The sequence below is a fragment of the Streptomyces sp. NPDC014864 genome (assembly GCF_043081525.1).
In the GTDB taxonomy this organism is placed as follows: domain Bacteria; phylum Actinomycetota; class Actinomycetes; order Streptomycetales; family Streptomycetaceae; genus Streptomyces.
On the sequence record NZ_JBIBWT010000019.1, the window covers coordinates 37175 to 49433 of the forward strand.

16 protein-coding genes and 2 pseudogenes are annotated in these 12259 nt (G+C 73.6%); 16 read left to right on the top strand and 2 right to left on the bottom strand.

Features of this window, described 5'->3' with window-relative positions:
• The first annotated feature begins 236 nt into the window (after positions 1–236).
• The 3 genes from ACF1A5_RS28170 to ACF1A5_RS28180 all read left to right on the top strand — a co-directional run bounded on the left by ACF1A5_RS28170 (position 237) and on the right by ACF1A5_RS28180 (position 2925).
• Complete coding sequence (locus ACF1A5_RS28170) at positions 237–986, top strand: chaplin (protein ID WP_392195677.1); 750 nt, start codon at positions 237–239, stop codon at positions 984–986.
• A 205-nt stretch (positions 987–1191) separates the two neighbouring features.
• Positions 1192–2046, top strand: a complete 855-nt coding sequence (locus ACF1A5_RS28175; protein WP_392195678.1) for a GNAT family N-acetyltransferase — start codon at positions 1192–1194, stop codon at positions 2044–2046.
• A gap of 72 nt (positions 2047–2118) precedes the next feature.
• Complete coding sequence (locus ACF1A5_RS28180; RefSeq protein WP_392195679.1) at positions 2119–2925, top strand: GNAT family N-acetyltransferase; 807 nt, start codon at positions 2119–2121, stop codon at positions 2923–2925.
• 114 nt (positions 2926–3039) lie between these two features.
• Here ACF1A5_RS28180 and ACF1A5_RS28185 read toward each other — a convergent pair whose 3' ends face one another.
• Positions 3040–3306, bottom strand: coding sequence for a GlsB/YeaQ/YmgE family stress response membrane protein (locus tag ACF1A5_RS28185; RefSeq protein WP_392195680.1), 267 nt, complete (start codon positions 3304–3306; stop codon positions 3040–3042).
• A 211-nt stretch (positions 3307–3517) separates the two neighbouring features.
• Here ACF1A5_RS28185 and ACF1A5_RS28190 point away from each other — a divergent pair, with 211 nt between their 5' ends.
• From ACF1A5_RS28190 to ACF1A5_RS28240, 11 genes are all read left to right on the top strand, one after another.
• Positions 3518–4966 (top strand): hydrolase, encoded by a 1449-nt coding sequence (locus ACF1A5_RS28190; RefSeq protein ID WP_392195681.1) that lies wholly within the window; start codon positions 3518–3520, stop codon positions 4964–4966.
• 116 nt (positions 4967–5082) lie between these two features.
• Entirely contained in the window at positions 5083–5397 is a 315-nt protein-coding gene (locus ACF1A5_RS28195) for a gas vesicle protein (RefSeq protein ID WP_392195682.1), read from the top strand.
• A 39-nt stretch (positions 5398–5436) separates the two neighbouring features.
• Positions 5437–5973, top strand: coding sequence for a gas vesicle protein GvpJ (gene gvpJ, locus ACF1A5_RS28200; RefSeq protein ID WP_392195683.1), 537 nt, complete (start codon positions 5437–5439; stop codon positions 5971–5973).
• A gap of 2 nt (positions 5974–5975) precedes the next feature.
• Positions 5976–6722 carry a GvpL/GvpF family gas vesicle protein gene (locus ACF1A5_RS28205; protein WP_392195684.1) on the top strand — a complete coding sequence of 249 codons (747 nt, stop codon included), beginning with the start codon at positions 5976–5978 and terminating at the stop codon, positions 6720–6722.
• A 4-nt stretch (positions 6723–6726) separates the two neighbouring features.
• The gene (locus ACF1A5_RS28210; protein WP_392195685.1) at positions 6727–7044 is read left to right on the top strand and encodes a gas vesicle protein GvpG; all 318 of its coding nucleotides are present in this window, start codon (positions 6727–6729) and stop codon (positions 7042–7044) included.
• Positions 7041–7460, top strand: a complete 420-nt coding sequence (locus ACF1A5_RS28215) for a hypothetical protein (RefSeq protein WP_392195686.1) — start codon at positions 7041–7043, stop codon at positions 7458–7460. The genes ACF1A5_RS28210 and ACF1A5_RS28215 overlap by 4 nt, the downstream gene beginning before the upstream one ends.
• A gap of 6 nt (positions 7461–7466) precedes the next feature.
• Complete coding sequence (locus tag ACF1A5_RS28220) at positions 7467–8453, top strand: SRPBCC family protein (protein WP_392195687.1); 987 nt, start codon at positions 7467–7469, stop codon at positions 8451–8453.
• A 17-nt stretch (positions 8454–8470) separates the two neighbouring features.
• The gene (locus ACF1A5_RS28225) at positions 8471–8824 is read left to right on the top strand and encodes a gas vesicle protein (RefSeq protein ID WP_392195688.1); all 354 of its coding nucleotides are present in this window, start codon (positions 8471–8473) and stop codon (positions 8822–8824) included.
• Positions 8821–9651: a GvpL/GvpF family gas vesicle protein gene (locus ACF1A5_RS28230; RefSeq protein ID WP_392195689.1), complete on the top strand. Its 831-nt coding sequence runs from the start codon at positions 8821–8823 to the stop codon at positions 9649–9651. The genes ACF1A5_RS28225 and ACF1A5_RS28230 overlap by 4 nt, the downstream gene beginning before the upstream one ends.
• Positions 9648–9896 (top strand): gas vesicle protein, encoded by a 249-nt coding sequence (locus ACF1A5_RS28235; RefSeq protein ID WP_392195690.1) that lies wholly within the window; start codon positions 9648–9650, stop codon positions 9894–9896. Before ACF1A5_RS28230 ends, ACF1A5_RS28235 begins: the two co-directional genes overlap by 4 nt.
• Positions 9893–10186: a gas vesicle protein K gene (locus tag ACF1A5_RS28240; protein ID WP_392195691.1), complete on the top strand. Its 294-nt coding sequence runs from the start codon at positions 9893–9895 to the stop codon at positions 10184–10186. The genes ACF1A5_RS28235 and ACF1A5_RS28240 overlap by 4 nt, the downstream gene beginning before the upstream one ends.
• Before the next feature lie 189 nt (positions 10187–10375).
• Here the strand turns inward: ACF1A5_RS28240 and ACF1A5_RS28245 are convergent, their stop codons facing one another.
• The gene (locus tag ACF1A5_RS28245; RefSeq protein ID WP_392195692.1) at positions 10376–10816 is read right to left on the bottom strand and encodes an SPW repeat protein; all 441 of its coding nucleotides are present in this window, start codon (positions 10814–10816) and stop codon (positions 10376–10378) included.
• A gap of 238 nt (positions 10817–11054) precedes the next feature.
• Here ACF1A5_RS28245 and ACF1A5_RS28250 point away from each other — a divergent pair.
• A pseudogene (locus ACF1A5_RS28250) lies at positions 11055–11798 on the top strand (NAD(P)-binding protein); the annotation flags it as partial.
• Between the two features lie 64 nt (positions 11799–11862).
• Positions 11863–12215: pseudogene (locus ACF1A5_RS28255) on the top strand (DUF1295 domain-containing protein); the annotation flags it as partial.
• Positions 12216–12259 lie beyond the last annotated feature (44 nt).

Here is a 12259-nt window from a genome sequence, read left to right on the forward strand (position 1 = left end):
GGTCCGGGCGGGCGGTGCCGATGGCCGGGGAGCGGGGCGGCTGCGCGGGGCGGTGTGCCCGTCCCGGCCCTCGCCGGCGGGGCGGGTCTTCACCCTCCGGGCGGTTTTCGTACGTCGTTCGATCGCCATGCCCCCCAAAAGGGTGAAAGGCGGTCAAGCCATAACCGGAATCGTTCACCAGCGTTTTACCCGGTGCGGGTGAGCGCCCGCGACCATGTCTGGAAGGCAGAACACCTATGAAACGGCTTACCCGAAACGGTGTGATCGCCGTCGCCGCCGCCTCCGGCGCGATGGCCGTGGCGGGTCCGGTGTATGCCGACGCGGCGGCGGACGGCACCGCGGCCGGCTCGCCCGGCCTGATCTCCGGCAACACCATCCAGCTTCCCGTGCACGTCCCGGTGAACGTCTGCGGCAACACGGTGAACGTGGTGGGGCTGTTGAACCCCGCGGCCGGTAACACCTGCGCCAACGCGTCCGCCGGGGCGTCCTCGACCGGGGGCGCGCAGGCGCAGAGCACCACCCAGGACTCGCCCGGAGTGGTCTCCGGCAACGGGGTCCAACTCCCCGTGGACCTGCCGGTGAACGTCTCCGGCAACTCGGCGAACGCGGTGGCAGTCGCCAACCCGGTCTTCGGCAACAGTTCGACGAACGGCTCCGGCAACCCGACGCAGCCGATCACGCCGGCCACGCCGAACACGCCGAACACGCCGGCCACCCCGAACACGCCGAACACCCCGAACACGCCGAACACCCCGAACACGCCGGCCACCCCGAACACGCCGACCACCACCACGCCGCCGACGCGCACCAAGCCGGAGCCGGCGCCGCGCCCGGTGCACCAGGCGCCGCAGCCCGCTCCGCGGGCCGAGGGGTCGCTGGCCCACACCGGCGCCGACCAGACGCTCCCCGCCGTCGCCGCCGGCGCGGCGCTCGTGCTCGGCGGGGCGGCCCTGTACCGGCGCTTCCGGCCCGGCGCGAGCCGCTGACCGACGTGTGAGCACGGCGGCGAGCCGGCCCCACCGGATCCGTGACCGGTGGGGCCGGCGCCGTCACGGCTGCCGCGGTCCGACGGGCCGCGGCTCCGGCCGGGGCGGGCCGGCCGACGGCAACCGGCGCGAAGTCGCCGTGACGCGGCCGCACATGATCCGCGAGGATGCATGCGTCGCAGCCGCCCCACGGAATGGAGCACCGATGGCCTCTCCGGCTCCCGAGGACCTCGTCGTCACCCGGGCCACCCTCCAGGACTGGCCGGTGATCAGCGGGTGGGCCGCCGAGGAGGGGTGGAACCCGGGGCTCTCGGACGGCCCCGCCTTCTTCGCGCAGGATCCGGACGGCTTCTTCCTCGGGCGCGTCGACGGCGACCCCGTCTCGGCGATCTCGGTCGTCCACCACGGCACCGACTACGCCTTCCTCGGCTGCTACCTCGTCCGCCCCGAACTGCGCGGCCGCGGTCATGGACTGGCCACTTGGAAGACCGCCCTGGCCCACGCCGGGACCCGCACGATCGGCCTCGACGGCGTGGTGGCCCAGCAGGACAACTACCGCCGGTCCGGCTTCGAACTCGCCCACCGGACCGTCCGGTTCAGCGGCCCTGCATCCCGGACCGCGGCGCCTTCGGACGTCCGGCCGGCCGGGCCCGCCGACCTCGAGGCCGTCACCGCGTACGACGCCCTCTGCCACCCGGCCGCCCGCCCGCGGTTCCTCGCCCACTGGCTGACCACCCCCGGGCACCGCGCCGTCGTCCGCGGCTCCGGCACGGGGATCACCGGTTACGGCGTCCTGCGCCCCGCCCGCGACGGCCTGCGGATCGGCCCCCTGTTCGCCGACACCGCCGAGGACGCACGGGCCCTGTTCGCCGCGCTGACCGCCGGCGTCGAGGGCCGCCAGGTGTCCGTGGACGTGCCGGAGACCAACCGGGCCGGTATCGCGCTGGCCGAGGACGCGGGACTCACGCCGTCCTTCGAGACGGCCCGCATGTACACGGGCCCGGTCCGCCCGCACGCCCGGGAACGGATCTTCGGGGTCACCACCCTCGAACTCGGATAGGGCCTTTCCTCCGGATCGGGCCGGCCGCGGAATTCCGTTGCCGCCGCGGTGCGCCTGTGCTCAAGTGGGCGCATGGATCGCGCCGCCGTCCTCGCCCTGTACGACCGGGACCTGCGCCGGGGCGCACGGCCCGACGGCCCCGGCGCGCGCGTCGAGCGGGCCGGAGGCGTGGTGCGCCAGATCGGCACCGGCCAGGACTGGAACGGAGTCCTGTGGTCGGCGCTGGACGCCGCCGACGCGGACGCGGCGATCGCGGGGGAGATCGCCCGCTTCACCGGGCTCGGCCTCGGCTTCGAGTGGAAGCTCCACGGGCACGACCGGCCCGCCGACCTCGGACGGCGGCTCCTGGCCGCCGGATTCACCGCCGGGCCCGAGGAGACGCTGATGGTCGGCGAGGTCTCCGGCCTCGCCCTGGACGCCGAGCCGCCCGAGGGGGTGCGGCTGCACCCCGTCACCGACGCGACGGGCGTCGGCCTCCTGGTCGAGGTGCACGAGCGGGTGTTCGGCGCGGACGGCTCGCGACTGCGCCACCGCGTCCTCGCCCGGCTCGCGGCCGCCCCGGACACGACGGCCGCGGTCGTCGCCCTCGCCGGTGACGTTCCGGTGAGCGCGGCCCGAATGGAACTGGTGCCCGGCACACGGTTCGCGGGCCTGTGGGGCGGCGGCACCGTCGAGGGCTGGCGGGGCCGCGGTCTCTATCGCGCCCTCGTCGCCCACCGCGCCCGCATCGCCGCGGACCGCGGCTGCCGCTACCTCCAGGTCGACGCCTCCCACCAGAGCCGCCCCATCCTGGAACGCCTGGGTTTCGCACCGCTGACCACGACGACTCCGTACACGTACGAGTGCGCGGACCAGGACATGCACGAGCGCGAGAGCTGACGACTGCGCACAGGGGAGAGCCGGCCGCGAGTGGTGACCCGTGGCCGGCCGCGCGCCGTCGACAGCCCCGGTGCCGCACCCGGCGTCCTCGACGGCCCCTCGACGGCGTCCGGTTCAGCGGCGTCCCGCCATCGCCCGGTCCAGGGCGGCGACGCCCACCGCGGCGAGGCCGATCTGGATGAGCCACTCGATCCAGTCGACGCCGTTGGTGTCGGCGACGCCGAGTCCGGCGGCGATCGCCGCGCCGACCAGCGCGGCCACGATGCCGACGACGATCGTCCACAGGACGCCGATGTGCTGACGGCCGGGAACGACGAGCCGGCCCAGGACACCGATGACGATGCCGATGACGATGGCGCTGATGATGCCCGTGATCTCCATCTTCACCCCTCAGTGAGGTAATCCGCGCTCTTCCTTTGCCCGCTGGTTCCGGAGGCACTCCGTCCGGGTCGTTGCCGGGACCTTCTGTTCACCGGGTGGTCATGCCATGTACCTTTCAACAAAGTGACGCGTGTAGAACCCTCAACTTCGCTCTACGCGCGCAGACTTCGCGCCCGCACCGCTCCCTTCACCCCACTCGGAGGTACGCCGGATGCTCGGATCCAGAAGCTTCCGCCACAGAGTCACCACCGCCCTGACCGGGCTCGGACTCCTCGTCGGCTCGGCCGCCCTGCAGGTCGGCGCCACCGCCGCACCCGCCCACGCGGCCACCACGCACCGCATCCTGTTCGACAACGCCCACGCGGAGACCGCGGGCAACGCCGACTGGATCATCTCCACCAGCCAGCCCGACCCGCTCGGCCAGAACTCCTCCCCGTCCGCCGAGACCGACTGGACCGGCGCGCTGTCCTCCTGGGGCGTGGCCCTGCAGAAGGCGGGCGGTTACAGCCTCAAGACCCTGCCGTCGGGCTCCAGCCTGTCCTACGGCGGCTCGTCGTCGACCGACCTGGCCAACTTCGACACCCTGGTCCTGCCCGAGCCGAACACGATGTTCACCAGCGCCGAGAAGACGGCGATCATGAACTTCGTGAAGAACGGCGGCGGCCTGTTCATGATCTCCGACCACACCGGCGCCGACCGCAACAACGACGGCTACGACGCGGTCGAGATCCTGAACGACCTGATGAGCAACAACAGCGTCGACTCCACCGACCCCTTCGGCTTCTCCATCGACTCGCTGAGCATCAGCTCCGACCACCCCGCCGCGATCAACGACAGCACCGACCCGGTGCTGCACGGCTCCTTCGGCAACGTCACCAAGAGCCTGATCGCCAGCGGCACCACCGCGACCCTCAAGCCGGCCGACAACGCCGGCGTCAAGGGCCTGCTGTACCGCACCGGGTACTCCGGCAACACCGGCGCCTTCTTCGCCACCAGCACCTTCGGCAGCGGCCGGGTGGCCTTCTGGGGCGACAGCTCGCCCGTCGACGACGGCACCGGCCAGTCCGGCAACACCCTCTACGACGGCTGGAACGACTCGAGCGCCACCAACGCGCCCCTCGCCCTCAACGCCACCGCCTGGCTGGCCGGTGCGGGCACCAGCGGCGGGGGAGGCGGCACCGGCTCCTGCACCGCCGCCCAGCTGCTCGGCAACCCCGGCTTCGAGTCCGGCAACACCACCTGGAGCGCCACCACCGGGGTCATCACCAACGACACCGGCGAGGCCGCCCGCACCGGCTCCTACAAGGCCTGGCTCGACGGCTACGGCACGGCGAACACCGACACCCTCGCGCAGACGGTGACGATCCCCTCCGGCTGCACCACGGCCACGCTGAGCTTCTACCTCCACGTGGACACGGCCGAGACGACCACCACGACGGCGTACGACACCCTGAAGGCGCAGGTGCTCAACAGCAGCGGCACCGTGCTGTCGACCCTCGCGACCTACTCGAACCTCAACGCGGCGAGCGGCTACACGCAGCGCAGCTTCAACCTGGCCGCCTACGCGGGCCAGACGGTGACGGTCAAGTTCACCGGCACCGAGGGCTCCCAACTCCAGACGTCCTTCGTCCTCGACGACACGGCGCTGAACGTGGGCTGACACCCCGTACGGGCAGGGCCCGGCACCCGGTGCCGGGCCCTTTCGTGCGTCCGGGGCACGACCGGATGGCCCAACCCGGCACGCGCCCGCCGGGGACCGCGGTCAGAGTGGGCAGCATGACAGAAGCTGGCGAACGACGGCGCGGGACGGCATCGGCACCGAGGCGCGGGCGCATGGTGCGCGGCGCCCAGGACGCCGCCCGGTGCGCCGCCGAGGGGCTGGTTCAGCTCGTCAGCCACCGCCTGGAAGGCGTGTCCTCGGTGTGCCGCAGCGAGGACGACGGCTGGCTCGTCAACGTCGACGTGCTGGAGCTGGCCCGCATCCCCGACACGACCAGCCTGCTCGCCACCTACGAGGTCGAGCTGGACTCGGCGGGCGAGCTGCTGCAGTACCGCCGGATCGCGCGCTACCGGCGCGGTGCCCAGGACTGACGACCCGGGCCCTCGGCCCGCCTCCGGAAGGACCGCTGCATGATCACCTATGACGACGAGGTCGTCTGCGCGCCCCGCGCCGGGACCCTGTACGACGTACTCGAGCTCATCCTCGACCGCGGCATGGTGATCGACGTCTTCGTGCGCGTCTCCCTGGTGGGCATCGAGATCCTCAAGGTGGACGCCCGGATCGTGATCGCCAGTGTCGACACCTATCTGCGGTTCGCCGAGGCCTGCAACCGCCTGGACCTGGAGCACGACGTCCGCACCAAGACCGTGCCCGAGCTGTTCGGCGGAGGATCGGCCAAGAAGGCCGTCGCCAAGGCCGGCGCCAAGCGCGGCGCCCGCTCCCTGACCTCGAAGGTCCGGGAGATGCTCATCCCGGAGGAACGGGAGGAAGAGGAGGAGACGGAAGAGGAAGAGGAGGAACCCAGGAGGCGCCGCGGCGAGCGCGAGCCGGAGCGGAAACGGCCGACTCGCCGCCCGCCCGAGGAGGGCCGCGGCGGCTCGGGCCGCCGCAGCGGTGACGACGAGCGGCCCCGTGCCCGATCCCGCCGCAGCGACGGGGAGGACTGACCGTGACGGACACCGCCACCGCCCTCAGCACCCTGTACGTCTACGGCATCACGCACGCCGGGGTTCGGGCCCCGGGCACGCCCGGCGTGGGCGGCGCCCCGGTACGCCTGGTGACCGAGTCCGGCCTGTGCGCCGCCGTCTCCGACCCGCCCGGGCAGGTCCGTGCGCGCCGCCGCGACCTGACGGCCCACCAGGCCGTGCTCGGCGAACTCGCCGCGCAGGGCCCGGTCCTGCCGATGCGGTTCGCGGTGGTCAGCCCCGACGCGGACACCCTGCGGGCCCAACTGCGCGCCGACCAGGACCGTCTGTCGGCGCAGCTCGAAACGGTCCGGGGCTGTGTGGAGATGAACGTCAAGGGCTCGGTCGTGTCGGGCTACTTCGCCGAACTGGTGCGCCGGGACGAGAAACTGCGTGCCCTGGCCCACCGGACCCGGCGCAGGCCCGACTACGAGGCCAACGTGCGGCTGGGCGAGGCTCTCGCCCGCGGGGTCCGGCGCGAGGCGCGGCACGCCGCCCACGAGGTCCTGGCCCGGCTGAGTCCGCTGGCCGTGCGCACGGTGCAGGGGCCGCTCGACGACGATCTGGTGCTGAGCGCGTCCTTCCTGCTGCGCGCTGCCGACGAGGAGCGGTTCCGGGAGGCGGTGGCCGCCCAGGCGCGCGGCTTCGGGGACCGGCTGGCGCTCAGCGTGACCGGGCCCCTGCCGTGCTACAGCTTCGTCGAGGCGCGTCCCGCCCCGGCCGGGCGGTGACGCGGTGGGCATCGTGAGCGAACTCCTGCTGCTGCCCCTCGCGCCGGTGCGCGGCACGGTGTGGGTCGCCGACCGTCTGCTCGAGGAGGCCGAGCGCCAGATGCGCGACCCGCGGGCGGTGCAGGCCCGGCTGGCCGCGCTCAACCGGGCCCTGGACGACGGCGCCATCGACGAGGAGACCTTCGAGAAGGAGGAGGAGCGCCTGCTCGGCCTCCTCGGCAGCCCCACCCGTCCCCTGGTCGCCCCTGCCGCGGGCTACGTGCCGGTGGCCCCGCGGCGAGTACGAGGGGCAGCGGGCCGCGCACCGGGGAGGCGCCGGTGAGCGGCGACCGGGTGGCCCTGGGGGCAGCGGTGGCGGCGGGATACGCCCTGGGCCGTACGAGAAAGGCCAGACTCGCCCTCGCCGTCGGCACCTACCTCGCCGGACGGGGCCTCGGCGTGGCACCGGGCCGGGCGTCGGCGGACCATCCCCGGGGGATGCCGCAGCTCCAGGAACTCGTCGACCAGGTGCGCGGTGAGCTGCTGACCGCCGGCCGCGCGGCCGTCACCGCCGTCGTCGACCGCAGACTGACCCGCGCCGCCGACACGCTCCGGCACCGCACCGACGCGCTCGTCCGCGGGGACGCCCCCGGCCGCCCCTGCGGAGAGCGGTCCGACGAGCGGTACGCGGAGCGGTACGACGAGGAGTTCGGCGAGGAGTACGGCCACTCGGCCTCCGGCGCGCGGCGGGGGCGGTGAGCGCGGATGACGGGCACCCGGGCGCGGCGCGATGAGCGGCCGGGCGGCCCCTCGCCCCTTGACGACCTGACGGACGCCCTGGGCGGCTACCTCTCCGCACTGGGCGGCAGCCTGGTCGTGAGGGCGGGGGAACGGATCGGTGACCTCACCGACCGGCTCGCGGACGTCGCGGACGGGGGGCGGTCCGGCGGGCCGGGGGCCCAGCGCAAGCCCCGCGGGGTGAAGGACGCGGTGCTCGGCAGGGTGAGGTCACTCGCCCGTGGCCGTGGTCGCGGCTCGCGCGGTGGCGCGGCGGGAGGCAGCGTCAAGGCGACGCACATCCTGGAGGCCGTCGACGTCGGGGTCCCGCTCCGCAGGGCCTACGACCACTGGACGCAGTTCGAGGACTTCAGCCGTTTCACCAAGGGCGTCCGCAGCGTCAGCCGGTCCGACGAGGTCACCTCCGACTGGAACGTCAAGGTCGGCCCGTCGAGCCGCAGTTGGAAGGCCCTCGTCCGCGAGCAGCTGCCCGACGACCGGATCGTATGGACTTCCGAGGGGGCCAAGGGCACCACCCGCGGGGCGGTGACCTTCCACGAACTGGCCCCCAGCCTCACCCGGATCGTCGTCGTGGTCGAGTACTACCCGGCCGGGTTCGTCGAGAGGACCGGCAACCTCTGGCGCGCCCAGGGCCGCCGACTGCGGCTGGACCTGAAGCACTTCGTGCGTCACGTCACCCTGCACGGCGACGAGGAACCGGAGGGCTGGCGCGGCGAGATCCGCGACGGGGAGGTCGTCCGGTCGCACGAGGAGGCGTGGGGGGACGAGGAGGGCGAGGACGCGGAGGAGGGCGCCTACGGCGAGGAGGACGAGGACGCCGAGGAAGAGGACGAGGACACCGAGGAAGAGGACGAGGACGCCGAGGAAGAGGACGAGCACGAGTACGCGGAGGACGAGCCCGCTGACGAGTACGACGACGATGCCCACCGCGACCGCGTCCCCCGGCGCCGCTGACTTCCCTGGAGCACCCCGTGACCGACGTCGCCGCCTGGCACACGAACCCGGTGCCGCAGAACTACGCGCCCGCCACCACCAACCTCGCGGACCTCCTCGAACGGGTCCTCGACAAGGGCATCGTGATCGCGGGCGACATCAAGATCGACCTGCTCGACATCGAACTGCTCACCATCCGCCTGCGCCTGTTCATCGCCTCGGTCGACACCGCCAGAAGGGCCGGCATCGACTGGTGGGAGACGGACCCCGCGCTCTCCTCACGGGCCGCGCACGACGCGCTGGCCGAGGAGAACGCACGGCTGCGCGAGCGCCTCGACGCCCTGGAGAGCGCCGAGGACGACGCGGAGGAAGAGGCGGAGGAGGAAGCGTGAAGGACACCCTCACCTACGCGTTCGCCGTGACCCGCACCCCGCCGCCCGGCGACGCGCTGACCGCCGCGGCGGGCCACGGCGGAGGCGGCCCCCTGCGCGTGCTGCGCGCCGGGGCCCTGTGGCTCGTCGTCCAGGACGTGCCGGCGGAGGAATTCGGCGAGGCGTCGCTCGGCGAGCGGCTCAACCGGCCCGAGGAGCTGGAGCGCTGCGCCCGCAGCCATCACCGGGGCGTCGAGACGGCCGCCCTGTCCGGCCCGGTCGTCCCCCTCCCCATGGCCACCCTGTACCTCGGGGACGGCAACGCGGTGGAGTCCGTGTCCGCCCGCGAGGCGGAGCTTTGCGAACTGCTCGACCGGCTGCGGGGCCGCACGGAGTGGGCGGTGAAGGTGCACGCCGTCGAGGCGGCCGGCTCCTCGCCCGGGACCGACGGCACGGGAGAGGACGATGCCTCCGCCGAGCGGGACCCCGGCGGGCGGGCCTATCTCGGCCGGGTCAGCGCCCGGCGGCGTACCCAGCGGGACGCGCGGGAGCGGGCGCTCGCCGCGGCCCACGCGGTCGACCGGGAGCTGCGGCGGTACGCCGTGGCCGCGACACGGCACCGGCCGCAGAGCGAGCACCTGACCGGCCGCAGCGCCCCGCAACTGCTGAACGCCGCCTATCTGGTCGACGACGCGGAACGGGCCGCGTTCACCCGGGCGGTGGCCGGGTTCGGCACCGGACGCGTCGGCACCCTGGTGGAGACGACCGCGTCGGGGCCCTGGATCCCGTACTCCTTCGCCAGGCTGGACCAGGAGTGGAACACCGGGGAACACGAGGTCCGCGCATGACCGTGCCGACAGCGCTCGAACCCGGCCGGACGAGCGTCCCCTGGGACGGCCCGGAGCCCTACGCGCCGATCGGGGTGCCCCTGGTCGACCTGCTGGACCGGGTCCTGGCGACCGGGGTGGTGATCAGCGGCGACCTGGTCCTGGCCATCGCCGACGTACCGCTGGTGCGGATCTCGCTGCACGCCCTCCTGGCCTCGGTCAGCGACCGGATCCCGGCGCCCTGGTCGGACAGCGGGCCGCTGTGACCGAGCCGCGCACCCATGCCCTGGACCTCGACCCGGAGACGGTCGCGAACGACCTGGCCGCACTGGTCCTGGCCGTGGTGGAACTGCTGCGGCAGCTGATGGAGCGCCAGGCGGTGCGCCGTTTCGACGAGGGGTCGCTGAGCCCCGACCAGGAGGACCGGCTAGGCACCGCGCTCATGCTGCTGGACCGGCGGATGGACGAGCTGTGCGCGCAGCACGGGCTGCGCCGCAGCGATCTCAACCTGGACCTCGGTCCGCTGGGCCCGCTCCTGGCCGACCCGGACCCGTGACGCGCCGCCCCGGCCCCGCGACAACGCCGGCGCGCGCGGCGAGCGGGCGGGCCGGGGGCCCGGCCGCCGGCACGGCGGAGCCGGTCCGCCTCCGCGGACCGGCTCTCGTGACTCCTTCCCGCCGGCTCCGGGCACCACGGCCCGGTGGTGTCACGGCCCGTCGGTACCGCGCACCACGGCTCGCCGGCCCTACTGCCTGGTGGTGCTCTTCGCCGCCGTCACGGCGCACATCAGTCCCAGGACGAGGGCCAGGGCGCCGATGACGATGTTGTTCACCACCACGCCGGCGTCCGGGCCGGTGCCGACGATCCAGGGCGCCACGATCATCCAGATCCCCATGGCGCACATGGCCCAGCTCAGTCCGTACATCCGCTCCGGGGCGGTGGTGAACCCGAGGGCCAGCAGCCCGATGGCGATGCCCACGATCAGGTTGTGGGTCGTGAGGGCCGGCTGGCTCGTCGTGTAGTGGAGGATCCACGGGGACGCGGCGCAGTAGAGGCCCAGCAGGAACACCGGACCGTCCACGAGCGCCACATCGCGGCCACCCAGCATGCGGGCGTAGCGGTCCCGCATCTCCGAGACGTCGGGGTGGGTGGTGATGTCACCTCTGCCGTGCGAGACGTTGGCCATGTCTCGTCTCCTTCTGACTTGCAGGCCTGACCGCGTCTGGTGCGGTGTGCGGTGGGCGCCGCGCACCCTCATTTTGCGCTTATTTCGCCTTTATGTGTAGAGGTGGGAGCGCTCCGCGCCCGCTTTGCTCCACCAGCTCGCCCCAGACCGGAGGAAGATCGCCCAGCCGCCAATCCGCCCGCGCCGCAGCCACGGATCACGCCGGACGGCCGTGACCGCGGCGAGGCGGAGGAGACGAATGGCGCAGTCGGGGAGGGCCCCGGACGGATCCGGGGAACGGCCGGGCGCACGGCGGCGCACCGCCGTGGTCGGCAGCGGAGCGGCGGGGCTGACCGCCGCGTACCTGCTGGCGCGCACCCACCACGTCATCCTGTACGAGGCCGACGACCGGCTCGGCGGACACGCCCACACGCACGAACTGGCCTCGCGGGACGGCCGGGTGCACCGCGTCGACTCCGGGTTCGTCGTGCACAACCGCCGCACCTATCCGCCCCTGTTGCGGCTCTTCGCCGAACTCGGCGTCGCCACACAGGAGTCGGAGACGAGCATGTCGGTGCGGTGCGGTGCGGTGCGGTGCGGTGCGGTGCGGTGCGGTGCGGTGCGGTGCGGTGCGAGGGCTGCGGCCTGGAGTACGCGGGCGCCCGCGGCCCGGCCGGACTGCCGGGCCCGGCCCCGCAGCGCGCTGCGCCCGGCCCATCTGCGGATGCTCACCGAGGTCCCGGCCTTCCACCGGGCGGCCCGCGCCCTGCTCGCCCGGGGCGCCGAGCACACGTACACGCTGGGGGAGTTCCTCGACCGCGAGGGCTTCTCGCCGTACTTCCGCGCGCACTTCATGACCCCGCTGGTGTCGGCGGTCTGGTCCTGCGACTCCGTCACGGCCGCCCGCCATCCGGCCGCCTACGTGTTCCGCTTCCTGGAGCACCACGGGATGCTCTCGATCGGCGGCTCGCCGGTCTGGCGCACCGTGACCGGCGGCTCGCGCGCGTACGTGGACCGCGTCGCCGAACGCCTGGACGCCGTGCACACGGCCACGCCCGTCCGCCACCGCGCTGTGGGCGGCCGGGCTGTTCTTCGAGGCCGTGGGGGACGCCCGGCCGGCCCGGTGCAAGGCGGATCCCGCCCACCGGGGCCGGATCATGGACCGCGGCTTGCGGCGCCTGACCCGGCACCCCGACTGCTTCGGGGACTTCTGCGTCTGGTGGGGCATGTTCCTGATCGCCTGCGACGAGGGCGCCTCGGCGGCGGTGCCGCTCGTGTCCCCCGTGGTGATGAGCTTCCTGCTGATCAGGGGAAGTGGTGGGAACTGCTGGAACGGCACGCGGCCGAACGCCCCGGATACGCCGAGTACATGGCCCGGACCAGCCGCTTCTTCCCGTGGCCGCCGTGCGGCCGAGGCTGAACGCGAAGGGGGCCCGTCCGACGCGACGGGTCCCCTTCGCAAGT

What these genes read in the sequence shown, in the direction of transcription:
- ACF1A5_RS28245 (WP_392195692.1), bottom strand. Translation starts at nt 10,816, where the DNA reads ATGGCCAACGTCTCGCACGGCAGAGGTGACATCACCACCCACCCCGAC.
- ACF1A5_RS28235 (WP_392195690.1), top strand. Translation starts at nt 9,648, where the DNA reads ATGACCGTGCCGACAGCGCTCGAACCCGGCCGGACGAGCGTCCCCTGG.
- gvpJ (WP_392195683.1), top strand. Translation starts at nt 5,437, where the DNA reads ATGATCACCTATGACGACGAGGTCGTCTGCGCGCCCCGCGCCGGGACC.
- ACF1A5_RS28175 (WP_392195678.1), top strand. Translation starts at nt 1,192, where the DNA reads ATGGCCTCTCCGGCTCCCGAGGACCTCGTCGTCACCCGGGCCACCCTC.
- ACF1A5_RS28170 (WP_392195677.1), top strand. Translation starts at nt 237, where the DNA reads ATGAAACGGCTTACCCGAAACGGTGTGATCGCCGTCGCCGCCGCCTCC.
- ACF1A5_RS28195 (WP_392195682.1), top strand. Translation starts at nt 5,083, where the DNA reads ATGACAGAAGCTGGCGAACGACGGCGCGGGACGGCATCGGCACCGAGG.
- ACF1A5_RS28180 (WP_392195679.1), top strand. Translation starts at nt 2,119, where the DNA reads ATGGATCGCGCCGCCGTCCTCGCCCTGTACGACCGGGACCTGCGCCGG.
- ACF1A5_RS28190 (WP_392195681.1), top strand. Translation starts at nt 3,518, where the DNA reads ATGCTCGGATCCAGAAGCTTCCGCCACAGAGTCACCACCGCCCTGACC.
- ACF1A5_RS28220 (WP_392195687.1), top strand. Translation starts at nt 7,467, where the DNA reads ATGACGGGCACCCGGGCGCGGCGCGATGAGCGGCCGGGCGGCCCCTCG.
- ACF1A5_RS28185 (WP_392195680.1), bottom strand. Translation starts at nt 3,306, where the DNA reads ATGGAGATCACGGGCATCATCAGCGCCATCGTCATCGGCATCGTCATC.